This is a genomic window from Methylobacterium sp. WL69 (assembly GCF_008039485.1).
Lineage (GTDB): Bacteria > Pseudomonadota > Alphaproteobacteria > Rhizobiales > Beijerinckiaceae > Methylobacterium.
In genome coordinates this window covers 78,983-93,237 of record NZ_VRUZ01000005.1, presented here as the reverse complement: position 1 = coordinate 93,237, position 14,255 = coordinate 78,983, and the positions used below count along the sequence as shown (strand labels likewise).

Genomic DNA, 14,255 nt, shown 5'->3' with positions numbered 1-14,255 from the left:
TGGGAGGCCGAGGCATGGCACCGTTCGCGTTCACGTGGTGGCAGATCGTCCGCCTCGGCCTGGTCCAGACGGCGCTCGGCGCCGTCATCGTCCTGATGACCTCGACCATCAACCGCGTAATGGTGGTGGAGCTCGCCCTCCCGGCCGTCGTCCCCGGCGGCCTCGTCGCCCTGCATTACGCCGTCCAGATCCTACGGCCGCGCTGGGGCTACGGCTCGGACGTCCACGGCCGCCGCACGCCCTGGATCGTCGGCGGTATGGCCGCCCTGGCGCTCGGCGGTTTCGGCGCCGCCGTCGCCACGGCCCTGGCCGAGCCCCATCAGACGGCCGGCCTCCTGCTCGCGATCCTGTCCTTCCTCACCGTCGGCATGGGCGCGGGGGCGGCCGGCACCTCGCTCCTCGTGCTCCTCGCCACGGGGGTCGAGGATCGCCGCCGGGGGGCCGCCGCCACCGTCGTCTGGGTAATGATGATAGCGGGGTTCGCCGTCACCGCGCCGCTTGCCGGCCACTTCCTCGATCCGTTCTCCGGCGCGCGCCTCGTCGCCGTCTCCGGCACGGTCTCGGCCGTCGCCTTCGTCGTCGCGGCCCTGGCCGTGCGCGGCGTCGAGCCGGCCCGGCCCCCGGGCGACACCCGCGACGCCGTCGCGAAGACGCCGTTCCGGGCCGTGCTCGCCCGGGTCTGGGCCGAACCGGCCTCGCGGCGCTTCACGGTGTTCATCTTCGTCGCCATGCTTGCCTACAGCGCGCAGGAACTCATCCTCGAGCCCTTCGCCGGCCTCGTCTTCGCGATGACGCCGGGGGGCACGACGAAGCTCGCGGGCCTCCAGCACGGCGGCGTGCTGGCCGGGATGCTGCTGGTCGCCGGCCTCACCATGGGGATCGGCGGGCCCGTCCTCGGCTCCCTCAAGGTCTGGACCGCCCTCGGCTGCGTCGGCTCGACCGTGGCGCTCCTCGCCATCGCGGGCGGCGGCCTCGTCGGGCCGGACTTCCCCTTGCGCGCGGCGGTATTCGCCCTCGGACTCGCCAACGGCGTCTTCGCCGTCGCCGCCATCGGCTCGATGATGGGGCTCGCCGGGGCCGGCGGCGAGGCCGAGCGCGGCACCCGCATGGGCGTGTGGGGCGCGGCCCAGGGCGTCGCCTTCGGCGCCGGCGGCTTCCTCGGCACCGTGGCGGTGGATGCCGCCCGCCTCGTCCTGCCGCCGGTCCATGCCTATGCCGGGGTGTTCGCCGCCGAGGCCGGGCTGTTCCTCGTCGCCACAATCCTCGCCCTGCGCATCGCGCACGTCCCGGCACCGCGCCGCGCACCACGCTCCGATCCGACCCCCTTCGCTCCGAGCCTGTCCACGAGGTGACGCCCATGTCCTCACCCCACCCCATGTCCTCACCCAACTCCTCACCGAATCCCAATCCGTCCGAGCCGGAAACCTTCGACTGCGTGGTGGTGGGCGGCGGCCCCGCCGGAGCCACGGCCGCCACGGACCTCGCCCGGGCGGGGCGGCGCGTGCTGCTCCTCGACAAGCCGGGGCGGATCAAGCCCTGCGGCGGCGCGATCCCGCCGCGCCTCATCCGCGATTTCGCCATTCCCGACGACCTCCTCGTCGCCAAGGTCCGCTCGGCCCGGATGATCTCGCCCAAGGGCCAGCGGGTGGACATGCCCATCGGCGACGGCTTCGTCGGCATGGTCGATCGCGAGCAGTTCGACCCCTGGCTGCGCGACCGCGCCGTCCTGGCCGGGGCGGATCTCCGCGCGGCGACCTTCGACCGGATCGAGCGCGACGCCGAGGGGCTCGCCACGGTACATTACCGGCAGGCGGGGACGCCCCGCCGGGTCCGGACCCGCCTCGTCATCGGCGCCGACGGGGCGAGTTCCACCGTGGGCCGGGCCGAGATCCCCGGCCACGCCGCGATGAAGCAGGTGTTCGCCTATCACGAGATCGTCCGGCTTACCCCCGAGGGCGGCGATGTCGCGGCGACGCGCTGCGACGTCTACTACCAGGGCAGGCGTTCGCCGGATTTCTACGCCTGGGTCTTCCCCCATGGCGACACGGTGAGCATCGGCACGGGCAGCGCCCGGAAGGGCTTCTCCCTGCGCGGCGCCATCCGGGACCTGCGCGCCGAGACCGGCCTCGATGCCGGGCAGACCGTGCGCCGCGAAGGCGCGCCCCTGCCCCTCAAGCCCCTGCGCAAGTGGGACAACGGCCGCGACGTCCTGCTGACGGGGGATGCCGCCGGCCTCGTCGCACCGGCGTCCGGCGAAGGCATCTACTACGCGATGCTGGGCGGCCGGCTCGCGGCGGACGCCGCCGAGCGCTTCCTCGTCACCGGCAAGGCCTCGGCCCTGGCGCTGGCGCGAAAGCGGTTCATGCGCCTCCACGGGCGTGTCTTCCTCATCCTGCGCATCATGCAGGGGGTCTGGTATCGCAACGACGCCCTGCGCGAGCGCTTCGTCTCCATCTGCCGCGACAAGGACGTCCAGCAGCTCACCTGGGATTCCTACATGAACAAGGAGCTGGTCCGCGCCAAGCCCGTCGCCCACGTGCGGATCTTCTTCAAGGACCTCGCGCACCTGTTCCGGTGGGTCTCGCCGTAATGGAGTCTGACCCCTGGAATTGGACGCCCATCGCCGTCGCGGCGGGCATCGCCCTCGTGGTGGCGGTGGCCGGCGGCGTGCTCACCACCATCGGGCCCTGGTATCACGGCCTGCGCCGCCCGGCCTGGAAGCCGCCGGACTGGGCGTTCGGGCCGATCTGGACCACGATCTTCACCCTGGCCGCCATCTCGGCCGTCCTGGCCTGGAACGCCGATGCCAGCCCGGAGCGGCGCGGCGCCCTGATCCTGGCCTACGCGGTGAACGCCGTCCTCAACATCGCCTGGAGCGCGATCTTCTTCCGCATGCGCCGGCCGGACTGGGCGCTCGCCGAAGTCGTGGTCCTGTGGCTGTCGATCCTGGCCCTCATCGTCGTGACCCTGCGGGTCTCCACCCTCGGGGCGCTGCTTCTGCTGCCCTATCTCGCTTGGGTCGGGATCGCCGCCGTGCTGAACCGGGCCATCGTGCGCCTCAACGGTCCGTTCGGGGCGGGCTAGGGCGATGGCCTGGTTCTTCGCCTCCGGGCATATCATCGATGCCATCCTGGTCCTCGTCGTCGGCGAAGCCCTCGCCCTCGCGCTCTGGCGCGGCCGGCGGGTGCCCCTGCGCCCACTGCTGTTCAACCTCGCCTCGGGTGCGGCCCTGATGCTGGCCGTGCGCGCGGCGCTGACGGGGGCGGCGTGGTGGACGGTTGCGGTCTGCCTCCTCGCCGCGTTCCTGGCCCATGCCACCGAACTCGGCCTGCGCCTGTGGGATGCCACCGGGGCGTAGGCGGCCTGCGGCAAACCACCCGTGTCGGGTAGCGGAACAATGCCGGAAACCGTCGCGTTCCCGAGCCATGAGTTAATATAATTCCAGTTTTTCAGATTGCGCGGAGAACAGGTGTGATGCATCGCCTCGTCGCCCTCGGCCTCGGTCCCGGCTTCCTCCTGTGTTCCGCAGTCTTCCCCGCGAATGCGCAGGACGCCAACGCCGAGTTGATCAGGCGCGGCGAGTATCTCGTCACCGCCGGCGACTGCGTTGCCTGCCACACCGCCCCCGGCGGCAAGCCATTCGCCGGCAACTACGTGCTCGATACGCCCATCGGCAAGATTCGCACGCCCAACTTGACGCCCGACAGGGAGACGGGCCTCGGCAACTGGAGTGCCAACGAGTTCTACCGCGCTTTTCACGACGGCATCACCAAGGACGGGTCGTATCTCTACCCGGCCTTTCCGTTTGCTTGGTACACCAAGGTGACGCGTGAGGATTCCGACGCGATCTTCGCCTACCTGCAGTCCCTCGAAGCCGTCCGCGAGGTGCGCAAGCCCTCCGAGATCCCGTTCCCGTTCAACATCCGCACCGCCCTCATCACGTGGCGCACGGCGTTCTTCACGGCGGGCGAGTTCAAGCCCGACCCCGAGGCGAGCGCCGAGGTCAACCGCGGCGGCTACCTCGTCGAGGGGCTCGGCCATTGCGGCATGTGCCACAACGCCAACAAGATCGTCGGCAACAGCGGCCTCGCCGGCAAGCTCGGCGGCGGCGTCATCGACGGCTGGTACGCGCCCAACATCACCCCCGACGATCACACCGGCATCGGGGCCTGGACCGACGAACAAGTGGTGACCTACCTCAAGACCGGCACCGCCCCGGGCGACCGCCCCGGCGTCGCCGCCGGACCCATGCGCCAGACGATCCAGGAATCCCTGTCCAAGATGACGGACGCCGACCTCAAGGCGATGGTCGCGTATCTGCGCACGCAGAAGGCCAAGGAGAGCTACAAGACCAAGGACCTCCAGGCCTTCAATGCCGCCGGTGCGCCGGGGGCCGGCACGTACCTCAGCTACTGCTCATCGTGCCACAAGCCCGACGGCAAGGGCGTCGAGGGGGCGATCCCGGCGCTCGCCGGCAACACCTCGGTGCAGGCAGAGGGCCCCGAGACGGTGATCCGGGTGATCCTCGGCGGGCTCGCGGCCCAGAACGGCTACGCCCCGATGCCGGCCATCGGTGTCGGCATGACCGACGCGGAGGTGGCCGACGTCACGGACTACATCCGCAATGCCTGGGGCAACAGCGCCCCCGTCATTACGGAACGGGGTGTCGTGGCGACGGCACGCGAGAAGACCCAGACCATGCTGGCCGGCAGCGCGCCGTGCGCCGAGATCGCCCAGCCCGAACTCGCCCGGGCCCTCGACGCGGCGGGCGCGGCCGAGGCCCTGAAGGGTCTGACCCCGGCGGACTTCATCCCGCGCCTCGACGCGCTGCTGCCCCGGATCAAGGCGGCGGCCCCGGGGGCCAAGGACGACGACATCGTCAACGGCGTCACCACGGCCTTCTGCAAGGCCGGCCGCGACGATCCCGCTTATGGAAAAATCGGCTGGCATGCTGTCATCGGAAGCTTTTCCAGCGTCGCCTATAGCCAGATCAAGAACCCCGAGAAGCAGGCCTCCAGCCCGGGGACGCTTCCCGGTGGAACAATCAAGCCGAATTAGAGCTTCGATTTAAGTTCGATTTCGAATGCTGCAGGTCAGTGCCTCTTGATCACGGATGCGTGATCGGAATTGTGCCGCGCGGTATCGATCCGTAAAGCTCTCGACTGTACTCTGCGTCAGATTGATTTGACGCGGAGAAGTGCGCGTGACGGCGAGTGCGGAGAGCGCGACCCAAGTGGCGCGGCGCGAAGCGAGGAGCGAGACCAACTGGATCGCGACGATCCGGTTTCGCGATGGAACGGAACTGCCGTGCACGGTGAAGGATGTCTCGAAGTCCGGGGCGCGGATCGGAATTCCGGCCGATTGCGTCCTGCCCGACGTGTTCATGTTGCGGATCATCGGCCGGGATTTTCTCTGCCTCGTCCGCTTGGCCTGGCGCCGGGGCGCTTATGCCGGCGTGCGCATCGAGCGGGTCGGTAAGGTTCCGGCTCCGGCCGCACCCACGGAGGCGTCCGCTCCGGTGTCCCCTGCGGTCGCCGTCGCGTCCCAGGACACGGGCGCACCAGCCGGTCTCCGGCGCACCCGGGGGATTTCCTCCTTCTGACGCAATCCGATCCCGGCTCCGATTCGATCGAGCCATCGTCCGAGCCGGAAGGACCTTGCCACGCCCTACGACGTCGGCACCTCGCGGTCGGTGGGCCGGCGCCGGAGCACCTGCCAGATCAGGCCGACGAGGGTGATCAGCGCCAGACCGCCGAGCGAGAGGGGCATGGCCCCGAGCGGCATACGGTCCTCGCCGTACCAGAACCGCAGCAACCCGGTCATCACCAGGCCCCATCCGGATGCGACCCAGACGAGGGCGAACACCGCCATCCGCTCGCGTGACGTGGTGCGGGCCAGGAGGTCCGGGGCGAGCAAGGCCAGCCCGACACCGAGGATCGGCAGGTCGTAATCGTAGGCGTAGGGGCTGACCAGAAGGCTCGCCACGGCGGTCAGGCCGATCACCTGGGCGGTGGGCATCCGGCGGCGGATGGCGAGGGCCACGAAGCCGAGGGCGAACAGCGCCACGCCGACCTGCGCGGCCATCGCCACAGACGCCGGCGCCCCGAGGGTCCGCACGACGGCATAGGCCGAGATCATCCGGAACAGCGGGTAGAACCCCTGTTCGAGGAAGATGCGTGCCTCGGCGACGCCGTCGAGGAACGCAGCCCAGACGGACGGGCCGAGGATCAGGGTGGCGAGGCCGGCCGAGGCGGCGGCGACGCCCGCGGCGGTGAGGGCCGTGCGCCAATCGCGGGTCAACGCGGCGTGGAGCGCGAAGCCGACGGCGAGATGGGGCTTGATCGCCATGAGTCCGAGGGGAAGCCCGGCCCGCGGGTCGCGACGCCGGAGGAAGAGGCAGGCAGTGCCCACGAGGGCGCCGCTGAGGAAACCGTTCTGGCCGCACGCGATGGTGACGGCCACGGCCGGAAACAGCAGTGCGAGGAGCGCGCCGAGATGCTGCGGCGCCAATCGCCGAAGGATCACGATGTAGGCCGCCAGGGCTCCGCCGGTGAACAGGAGGTACCCGAGCCCGCGCGGGAGGTGGGCGAAGGGCGCGACCACGAGGTTGAAGACCGGTGGATAGGTCCAGGGCAGGAAGGCGTCGGGCGCTCCGAGGATGCGCTGGGCCTCCACCATCGTGGCGAAGTGGTAGGCTTGGGCGATCTCACCGCGCCAGACAAGGCGGCCGGCGCTGCGGAACGCGTCGAAGTCGATGAGCTTGGTGATCCGCCCGGGGTCCTGCCCCGTCAGTTCGACGGTCTTCGCGATGAGCAGGACCGTGAGGATGGCGAGGATCGCGGGCAGGAACAGGGGCGACGGGGTCGTGGCCACCGGGCCGCTTGCGCGGGCGGGATACGGTCTCGAGACCATCGCCTCCTGCTCCAGGGCCGTCCGCATGGTGTCCTCCCGGCCGGGTCCGGGCGACCCGCTCTCGTCTTCGCCGGCCGAGCCTTGACGCGTTCGCTTTAAGAGTTCCTGAAATCCGTCGGCGCCACGCCGATGACGCGGACGGATACCGATCGACTCCGCCGGATCCCCGACCCTCAGGCGGCGCCCGCATGCGGCGCCGGCACCTCCGTGGAGATGGCGTCCACCGTGCGCTGGGGCGGGCTGCCGAGGCCATCCGAGCGGACGATGCGGATCTGCTGGTTGACGGGCTGCATGTTGCCGTAGGGCGTCGAGAACGCGATTTCGGCGGCATCCCGCCCGACGCCGATGCGCACCAGCCCGTCGAGATCGGCCTGACGCGTGGCGTCGAACAGCCACCAGCGCCCATCGAGATAGGCCTCGAACACCGCGTGGAAATCGCTCGGCACGAGGCCGTGGGCGTAGCAGCTCACGAAGCGGGCGGGGATGCCGAGCGCCCGGCAGAACGCCGTGCCGATATGCGCGAAGTCGCGGCAGACGCCGGCGCGCTTCAGCAGGCTCTCGTCGGCGGTGGTCTCGCCGTCGCTCGTGCCCGGCTGATAGGTCAGGTGGTCGTGGATCCAGTTGCAGATGGCGTTGACGCGTTGGTGCCCCTTGGGCAGGGCCCCGAACTCGGCCTGGGCGAAGGGCGTCAGGCGGTCGGACGAGACGAAGCGGCTCGGCAGCAGGAACGGCAGGATGTCCAGGGGCAGTTGGCCGATCGGCGTCTCGTCGATGGTCGCCGGGTCGGCGCGGTGGACGGTGAGTTCGACCTCGGCGTTGTATTCGAGGGAGAACTGCCCCATCGGCACGTTGACGCCGAGATAGCGGTTCAGGAGATCCGGCGTCGTGTAGACGTCGCGCTTGAGGTTCGGCGTCAGGATTAGGGATTCAGTGAAGATCTCCAGGCTGCGAAGCTTGGCGACTTCAAGGTTGAAGATGAAGGTCGTGTCCGAGAGGATGTTGTACGACAGGCTGCAGCCGAGGGTGTAGCGCATGGAAGCTCCTTCCTTTGTGCCTCGAAAGCTAGCAAGGATTACGCCTCTTCGTCCGGGCGGCTATGCGCTTTTCATCCCCTGCCCTCCCCCTGCGGGGCGGTTCAGGATCGCGGCAGCAGGATCACCGTGAGGGAGCGCACGCCCTGCGCCCCGTGGATCAGCACGCCCTCGATATCGGCCGTGGCCGAGGGGCCGGTGTGGAGCACGGCGTAGGCGGCACGGCCGAAATCCGGCCGGCGATAGGCCGCCTGGATGTTGACCAGGATGTCGACCGGATCGAGCAGCACCACGAGGTGCTGGGCGAGGTAGGCCACGGCGTTCACCCTCAACTCGTCCTGCGTGAACAGCACCGAACCGGTCTCCGCCACGCCGAACACCGCGCGCACGATGGCCACATCCACGTCGGCGAGGTCCTGCGGGCGGGCGACTGCTCCGAGATCGCGATTGCCGGCGATCTCCGTCACTGCGGAGGCGATGACCGTCGCCGTGTCGAGGCGTTCGCGCACCGCAGCAAACGGGTCTTCGCCGGGAACCGGAGCGGCGATTCGGCCGCCCATGCGCTTCAGGCGCTCGCCGAACTCCGCCACGTGATCGTCGCCGACGAGGGGGGGAAACAGTGGCACGTCCGGCAGGGGATGGTCGCCGGCCGGCCGGTTCCTCCGGATGCGCGCGAGGGTGTCTTCGCGGGCGCTCATTTCGAGCCGTCCTGCCGGGTCATGCGGTTCTGCTTGTACCAGCTGTGGAAACTTTGGCGCGGGGTCTCGGGCATCTCGCGTCCCTTCCCCCAGGTGTTGAGGGGGTTGTAGACGGCGAAGCGCGGCAGGGTTCGCAGGGCGGAGTCGGCCGCGCCGATGGCGGCGCGGTAGGCCGCCGGCCGGCTCAGGATCTGCCCGGCCGCCTTCATCATTCCCTGTTTCAGCAACGGAATCTGGTGCTCCTCGGCCAGCACCTTGCGCCAGGCAAAGATCTGTTCGTGGATATTGATCTTCACCGGGCAGACGTTGGTGCAGGAGCCGTTCATGGTCGAGGAGAACGGCAGGGTCGAATACTTCCGCTTGTTGAAAGTCGGGTCGATGATGAGCCCGATGGGCCCCGAATAGGTGGCGCCGTAGGAGAGGCCGCCCGAGCGCCGGTAGACCGGGCAGGTGTTCATGCAGGCGCCGCAGCGAATGCATTTCAGCGAGGTCCAGAATTCCTCCATGCCGAGGCGCTCGGAGCGGCCGTTGTCGACCAGCACCATGTGCATTTCGGTGCCGGCGCGCGGACCCCGGAAGTGCGAGGTGTACTGGGTGATGGGCGAGCCCAGCGCCGAGCGCGACAGCAGGCGGATGAACACACCGAGATGTTCGATCCGCGGGATCAGCTTCTCGATGCCGATGGAGTGGATCTGGAGTTTGGGCACGTTGCCCGACAGGTCGGCGTTGCCCTCGTTAGTGCAGGTGACGACGGTGCCGGTCTCCGCGATGGCGAAGTTGCACCCGGTCATCCCCGCATCGGCGTCGAGGATGAGGGGCCGCGTGTGCATGCGCTGGCTTTCCGCCAGATAGTGGGCGTCGTCGTTCTCGGGGTCGGTGCCCATGGTCCGGGCGAAGACTTCCGCCACGTCGAAGCGGGTCTTGTGCACCGCCGGCACCACGACGTGGCTCGGCTCCTCGTTGTCGAGCTGCTGGATGCGCTCGCCGAGGTCGGTCTCGATGACCTCGATGCCGGTGCCGGCCATGTAGTGCCGAAAGCCGCATTCCTCCGTGAGCATGGATTTGGACTTGATCAGCGTCTTGGCGCCGTGATCCTTGAGGATGCCGTGGACGATGCGGTTGTGGTCGGCGCCGTCCGCCGCCCAGTGGACGTGGACGCCGTTGGCCCGGGCGTTGGCCTCGAACTCCTCGAGGTAGCGGTCGAGGTTCGACAGGGTGTGGGTCTTGATCTGCGAGGCGAGCTCGCGCAGCTCCTCCCACTCGGGAATGCCGAAGGCGGCGACGTCGCGCTTGCCGCGCAGGTCCCACAGGCGGGCGTCGTGTGCCTTCTGATGCAGGGGCGCGGCGAGGAAGCGCTCGGCGGCCTCGGCCTGATCGATGGGCCGGTCGCCGCGGATCTTGGCGCCGCGCGGCTGCGGTTCGCGAACGGTCTTCACCGCCGAAGTTTTCACCGCGACAGGCTTCGTCGCGGCCTCCGCATGCTGGAGGCGGCGGCCGTCCTGGCCGTGATCGCTCTCGGGCGCCGTCTCGCGCAAGCCCTGATCCTCGATGCTCATGCGGCGGCTCCGTTGAGGATGCGGGCGATGTGGATGAATTTCAGGGGCGTGCCGAGGCGGGCGGCGCAGCCCTTCTGATGCATCATGCAGGAGGAATCGGCCGAGACGACGTAGGCCGCGCCGGCCTGGGCGTGGTCCGTGACCTTGTCGTAGCCCATCTTGGCCGAGACGGCGGGCTCGAACACCGAGAAGGTGCCGCCGAAGCCGCAGCACTCGTCGGGGCGGGACGGCGTGACGATCTCGATGCCCTTGACCTTGCCGAGAAGATCGAGGGGCTTGGAGTAATAGGGCTTGTTCAGTTCCGACGGCCGGGCGTGGTGGATGCCGCGCAGGGCGTTGCAGTTCGAGTGGTAGCCGACCTTGTGCGGGAACTCGGCCCAGGGAAATTCCTCGACCTTCAGGATGTCGTGGAGGAATTCCACCAGTTCGAAGGTCTTCGACCGCACGGCCGTCACGTCGTCCGTCTGCGGAATGGCGGTGAGGTGCTCTCGGACCTGATGCGCGCACGAGCCCGACGGCGTGACGACGTAGTCGAACCCCGAGAAGTTCTTCACGAACAGCGCCTCGGTGGCGGCGGCCTCGGCGTGGCAGCCGGTGTTGGTCATCGGCTGGCCGCAGCAGGTCTGGTCGAACGGGTAGTGGACGTCGAGGCCGAAGCGTTCGAGCAGCTCGAGGGTGGCCATGCCCACCTCGGGCTCGAAGGCATCGACGTAGCACGGCACGAACAGCCCGATGCGCATGGCGTTTTTCTTCTGTTCGCGGGCGGCGCCGGGACGCCGCCCACCTTGGAAACATTCGAATCGACGGTTCCGGTTTAGCGAAGCAGGTTCGTCTTGGCGAGGTCGAGGACCGAATCCCCGCGCCCGCTCATGACGGCGCGCATCACGTAGAGGCTGAACCCCTTCACCTGCTGCCCGTCGATCTTGGGCGGCATCGACAGTTCCTGGCGGGCGACCACCACGTCGAGGAGGGCCGGGCCGTCATGGGCCAGGACCTGCGCCACGGCCGCCTCCAACTCCGCCGGGTCCTCGACCCGCACGGCGAAGATGCCGGCGCCCCGGGCCATGGCGGCGAAATCCGGGTTGTCGAGGGCGACCCCCGTCTCGATGTAGCCGGCGGCCTTCATCTCCATCTCGACGAAGCCCAGGGTGCCGTTGTTGAACACCACCACCTTCAGGGGCAGCTTCTCCTGGCGCAGGGTCAGGAGGTCGCCCATCAGCATGGTGAAGCCGCCGTCGCCCGAGAGGGAGACCACCTGACGTCCGGGCTGCGCCGCCTGCGCGCCGATCCCCTGCGCCATGGCGTTGGCCATGGAGCCGTGGACCCACGAGCCGAGCAGCCGGCGCCTGCCGTTCATCCTGAGGTAGCGCGCGGCCCAGATCGTCGGCGTACCGACATCGGCCGTGAAGATCGCGTCCTCGGATGCCGCCTCGCTCAGGAGCCTAGTGAGGTATTGCGGATGGATCGGGCTTTTTGCGGATTTCAGGCCGAACCAACCCTTCTTCGGGGCACCGGTGGCGAGGTCGTCCAAGTCTTCGCGCGCCTTGGCGTAGTGCTTGAGCGCGGCGTCGAGATGCTTGCGGTCGTCTTTCGGCGCGAGCTTCGGCATTAGGGCCGCGATCGTGTCCTTCACGTCGCCGACGAGGCCAAGATCGAGCTTGCACCGGCGGCCGAGCTGTTCGGGGCGGAGGTCCACCTGGGCGATCTTCGCATCCGTCGGGTAGAACTGCCGGTACGGAAAGTCGGTGCCGAGCATTAGCAGGGTGTCGCAGCCCATGATCGCGGCGTAGCCCGACGAGAAGCCGATGAGCCCCGTCATGCCGACATCGTAGGGGTTGTCGTACTCGACGAATTCCTTGCCGCCGAGCGCGTGGACGATGGGGCTCTTCAGGGCCTCGGCGAGTTGCAGCAACTCGGCATGGGCCCCGGCGCAGCCCCGACCGCACAACAGGGTGACGCGGCTCGATCCGTTGAGCAGATCGGCGAGCGCATCGCGTTCGCGGGTGGCCGGGCGCACCATCGGCTTTGGCGGAATCAGGCCGGGATTCGGCGCGACGCCCCGCTCCGGCGCGTCCTTCAGGGCGACATCGCCCGGGATCACCACGACGGCGACGCCCCGCAGGCCGATGGCCGCCCGCATGGCGTTCTCCAGCACCTGCGGCAGCTGCGAAGGGTCCGAGACCAGTTCGCAGTAATGGCTGCATTCACGGAACAGGGTCTCGGGGTGGGTCTCCTGGAAGTACCCGGAGCCGATCTCGGCGGACGGGATATGCGCCGCGATGGCCAGAACCGGGGTCCGCGAGCGATGGCAGTCGAACAGGCCGTTGATGAGGTGAAGGTTGCCCGGTCCACAGGACCCAGCGCAGACCGCGAGGTCCCCGGTGATCTGGCTCTCGGCCCCGGCGGCGAAGGCGGCGACCTCCTCGTGGCGAACATGCACCCAGTCGATGGTCTCGCGCGCCCGCAGCGACTCGGTCAGCGCGTTCAGGCTGTCGCCGACGAGGCCGTAGATGCGTTGGACCCCGGCCTGCTCCAGGGTCTCGACGATGAGGTCCGCGACGGTAACGGTCTTCATGGAGGGCTTCCTTCTTTGGTGGTCCGAACCGTCCGACCTCCCCTGGTGTTCCGGCATGCCCGTCGTGCGGAGCGGGCCGCCGCGCGGACCGTTGCACCGGTGTTCCGCGATGCTATCGTGGTGGCCGGACCGGGACGGGTCCCGGTCGGCGCATGCTCCGCGGCGGGTCCGCATTTCCTTCGGTGCAAGTATCCATCCCCGCGGTGCAAGTATCTATCCCCGATCAAACTTCCTCAACAACACTTCTCGATGAGGCGGCATCCGTGAGCATCAAGGCCGGCGACTTCGTCGCGTCCGACGACAACGAGGCGACCTTGACCGTCGAGCGCATCGAGGGAGACCTGGCCCTGTGCGCCTGGTTCGTGGACGGCGATGTCGATGGCGAGCGCCAGGAAGCCTGGCTCCCGCTGGCGACCCTGACGCTGCTGTAGGCCGACGCGAAGGCAATCCACCGCGGCCTCGACCCGGCGTACGACGTGTCGGCGACCCTGGTTGGGCTCGAACCGTCGAAGCAAAGACCTGCCGCTTCCTCGCGAAGCATGAGCGGCCCTCCCGGGCATGCCCGACGTCGACCCGGATGTTTGATTCCATCGTTCCGACGGCCGCCGACGGAATCTCCGAGGCGACGATTTTCCGGCAGCGTGATTCGATTGACACGATAATGACCATTCACTATCCTGTTTGAGGCGGTCAGATTCTCTCCGTCCTACGCTCGGTGAGCGACCGCTTTCGTTCGGACGAATGCCGCCGGGTATTCGACCGGACCCCGCGGCCGGTCCCGGAGGGCCGAGGAACGACGGGATGACGGAAGCGACATCGATTCAGTCGAGGTTCGGTCTGCCGCTGCCAGCGAAGGATGCGACGGCCGTGCTCCGACCCAAAGCGAAGGTTGCCTACATCAGGAGGCTCGCCTGGCTGGGCGCGCTGCTGGCCGTCGCGACGGTTGGGATCGTGGAGGGGGATCTGCGGCGCCGCGCCGAGCCGTACATCGGACGCTATGTGGCCGACCTGTTCGTCTTCTCGGTCCTGCGGAACGAGTCCGGTCATCATGGCCCGTCGCTGGCGGCGGCGGACACGGACCGCGTTCCGCCCGATGCAGCGGAGCGACCGTGAGGGCCCATCGAGGCCGCCTCGCGGCTGCGGCCCGCCATTCCGCCCAGGATCCAGACCCGTCGTCGTCTGCCGTCGTCCGGCTCGCCGTATCGGGGCCCCCGGAACCTCGTCCGCCGGATCGGTGAAGGAAAAGATCACATGGCCAAGAGATGGGGCATCGGTCGGGATTCAAGGATCTCGATCCTGCAAGTCTCCGATCATCCAGGCACTTTGACGGTCATTTGCCGTGAGACGGAAGCAACCGCATCCGGGGCTGGCCGACCCGCTGACCCGCCTCCTCGGCCGATCCCGACCTGACCCGCGAACACGGCGGACCGCCAGGGTGCCCGGCGCCTGACCCGGGTAAGGGCGACGGCGAGCGCACGACCCG

At 68.9% G+C, this 14,255-nt stretch carries 14 protein-coding genes; 8 read left to right on the top strand and 6 right to left on the bottom strand.

Going from position 1 to position 14,255, the window contains the following annotated elements; translation table 11 throughout:
• Positions 1–14: 14 nt before the first annotated feature.
• From FV218_RS03190 to FV218_RS03165, 6 genes are all read left to right on the top strand, one after another.
• Positions 15–1,352: a BCD family MFS transporter gene (locus tag FV218_RS03190; RefSeq protein WP_147708682.1), complete on the top strand. Its 1,338-nt coding sequence runs from the start codon at positions 15–17 to the stop codon at positions 1,350–1,352.
• A gap of 23 nt (positions 1,353–1,375) precedes the next feature.
• Positions 1,376–2,590, top strand: coding sequence for a geranylgeranyl diphosphate reductase (locus FV218_RS03185; protein WP_246684971.1), 1,215 nt, complete (start codon positions 1,376–1,378; stop codon positions 2,588–2,590).
• Complete coding sequence (locus FV218_RS03180; protein ID WP_056096708.1) at positions 2,590–3,084, top strand: TspO/MBR family protein; 495 nt, start codon at positions 2,590–2,592, stop codon at positions 3,082–3,084. Before FV218_RS03185 ends, FV218_RS03180 begins: the two co-directional genes overlap by 1 nt.
• Before the next feature lie 4 nt (positions 3,085–3,088).
• Positions 3,089–3,358, top strand: coding sequence for a hypothetical protein (locus FV218_RS03175; RefSeq protein WP_056096711.1), 270 nt, complete (start codon positions 3,089–3,091; stop codon positions 3,356–3,358).
• Between the two features lie 116 nt (positions 3,359–3,474).
• Positions 3,475–5,058 (top strand): cytochrome c, encoded by a 1,584-nt coding sequence (locus FV218_RS03170; RefSeq protein WP_147708680.1) that lies wholly within the window; start codon positions 3,475–3,477, stop codon positions 5,056–5,058.
• Between the two features lie 145 nt (positions 5,059–5,203).
• Complete coding sequence (locus tag FV218_RS03165; RefSeq protein WP_244475089.1) at positions 5,204–5,602, top strand: PilZ domain-containing protein; 399 nt, start codon at positions 5,204–5,206, stop codon at positions 5,600–5,602.
• Positions 5,603–5,667: 65 nt separating this feature from the next.
• Here FV218_RS03165 and FV218_RS03160 read toward each other — a convergent pair whose 3' ends face one another.
• From FV218_RS03160 to poxB, 6 genes are all read right to left on the bottom strand, one after another.
• The gene (locus FV218_RS03160) at positions 5,668–6,939 is read right to left on the bottom strand and encodes a glycosyltransferase family 87 protein (RefSeq protein ID WP_147708679.1); all 1,272 of its coding nucleotides are present in this window, start codon (positions 6,937–6,939) and stop codon (positions 5,668–5,670) included.
• 146 nt (positions 6,940–7,085) lie between these two features.
• The gene (locus tag FV218_RS03155) at positions 7,086–7,946 is read right to left on the bottom strand and encodes a transglutaminase family protein (RefSeq protein ID WP_147708678.1); all 861 of its coding nucleotides are present in this window, start codon (positions 7,944–7,946) and stop codon (positions 7,086–7,088) included.
• A 101-nt stretch (positions 7,947–8,047) separates the two neighbouring features.
• Entirely contained in the window at positions 8,048–8,641 is a 594-nt protein-coding gene (locus FV218_RS03150) for an LUD domain-containing protein (RefSeq protein ID WP_147708677.1), read from the bottom strand.
• Positions 8,638–10,197, bottom strand: coding sequence for a lactate utilization protein B (locus tag FV218_RS03145; protein ID WP_147708676.1), 1,560 nt, complete (start codon positions 10,195–10,197; stop codon positions 8,638–8,640). The genes FV218_RS03150 and FV218_RS03145 overlap by 4 nt, the downstream gene beginning before the upstream one ends.
• Positions 10,194–10,937: a (Fe-S)-binding protein gene (locus FV218_RS03140; protein ID WP_147708675.1), complete on the bottom strand. Its 744-nt coding sequence runs from the start codon at positions 10,935–10,937 to the stop codon at positions 10,194–10,196. Before FV218_RS03140 ends, FV218_RS03145 begins: the two co-directional genes overlap by 4 nt.
• A 74-nt stretch (positions 10,938–11,011) precedes the next feature.
• The gene (poxB, locus tag FV218_RS03135) at positions 11,012–12,772 is read right to left on the bottom strand and encodes a ubiquinone-dependent pyruvate dehydrogenase (protein WP_147708674.1); all 1,761 of its coding nucleotides are present in this window, start codon (positions 12,770–12,772) and stop codon (positions 11,012–11,014) included.
• Between the two features lie 263 nt (positions 12,773–13,035).
• Here poxB and FV218_RS22610 point away from each other — a divergent pair, with 263 nt between their 5' ends.
• Positions 13,036–13,203 carry a hypothetical protein gene (locus FV218_RS22610; RefSeq protein ID WP_187272950.1) on the top strand — a complete coding sequence of 56 codons (168 nt, stop codon included), beginning with the start codon at positions 13,036–13,038 and terminating at the stop codon, positions 13,201–13,203.
• A gap of 370 nt (positions 13,204–13,573) precedes the next feature.
• Entirely contained in the window at positions 13,574–13,885 is a 312-nt protein-coding gene (locus FV218_RS03130) for a hypothetical protein (protein WP_147708673.1), read from the top strand.
• Positions 13,886–14,255: the final 370 nt, after the last annotated feature.

Coding starts and splice junctions, on each gene's coding strand:
- poxB (WP_147708674.1), bottom strand. CDS start 12,772: ATGAAGACCGTTACCGTCGCGGACCTCATCGTCGAGACCCTGGAGCAG.
- FV218_RS03180 (WP_056096708.1), top strand. CDS start 2,590: ATGGAGTCTGACCCCTGGAATTGGACGCCCATCGCCGTCGCGGCGGGC.
- FV218_RS03130 (WP_147708673.1), top strand. CDS start 13,574: ATGACGGAAGCGACATCGATTCAGTCGAGGTTCGGTCTGCCGCTGCCA.
- FV218_RS03185 (WP_246684971.1), top strand. CDS start 1,376: ATGTCCTCACCCAACTCCTCACCGAATCCCAATCCGTCCGAGCCGGAA.
- FV218_RS03155 (WP_147708678.1), bottom strand. CDS start 7,946: ATGCGCTACACCCTCGGCTGCAGCCTGTCGTACAACATCCTCTCGGAC.
- FV218_RS03160 (WP_147708679.1), bottom strand. CDS start 6,939: ATGCGGACGGCCCTGGAGCAGGAGGCGATGGTCTCGAGACCGTATCCC.
- FV218_RS03170 (WP_147708680.1), top strand. CDS start 3,475: ATGCATCGCCTCGTCGCCCTCGGCCTCGGTCCCGGCTTCCTCCTGTGT.
- FV218_RS03140 (WP_147708675.1), bottom strand. CDS start 10,937: ATGCGCATCGGGCTGTTCGTGCCGTGCTACGTCGATGCCTTCGAGCCC.
- FV218_RS03190 (WP_147708682.1), top strand. CDS start 15: ATGGCACCGTTCGCGTTCACGTGGTGGCAGATCGTCCGCCTCGGCCTG.
- FV218_RS03150 (WP_147708677.1), bottom strand. CDS start 8,641: ATGAGCGCCCGCGAAGACACCCTCGCGCGCATCCGGAGGAACCGGCCG.
- FV218_RS03175 (WP_056096711.1), top strand. CDS start 3,089: ATGGCCTGGTTCTTCGCCTCCGGGCATATCATCGATGCCATCCTGGTC.
- FV218_RS03145 (WP_147708676.1), bottom strand. CDS start 10,197: ATGAGCATCGAGGATCAGGGCTTGCGCGAGACGGCGCCCGAGAGCGAT.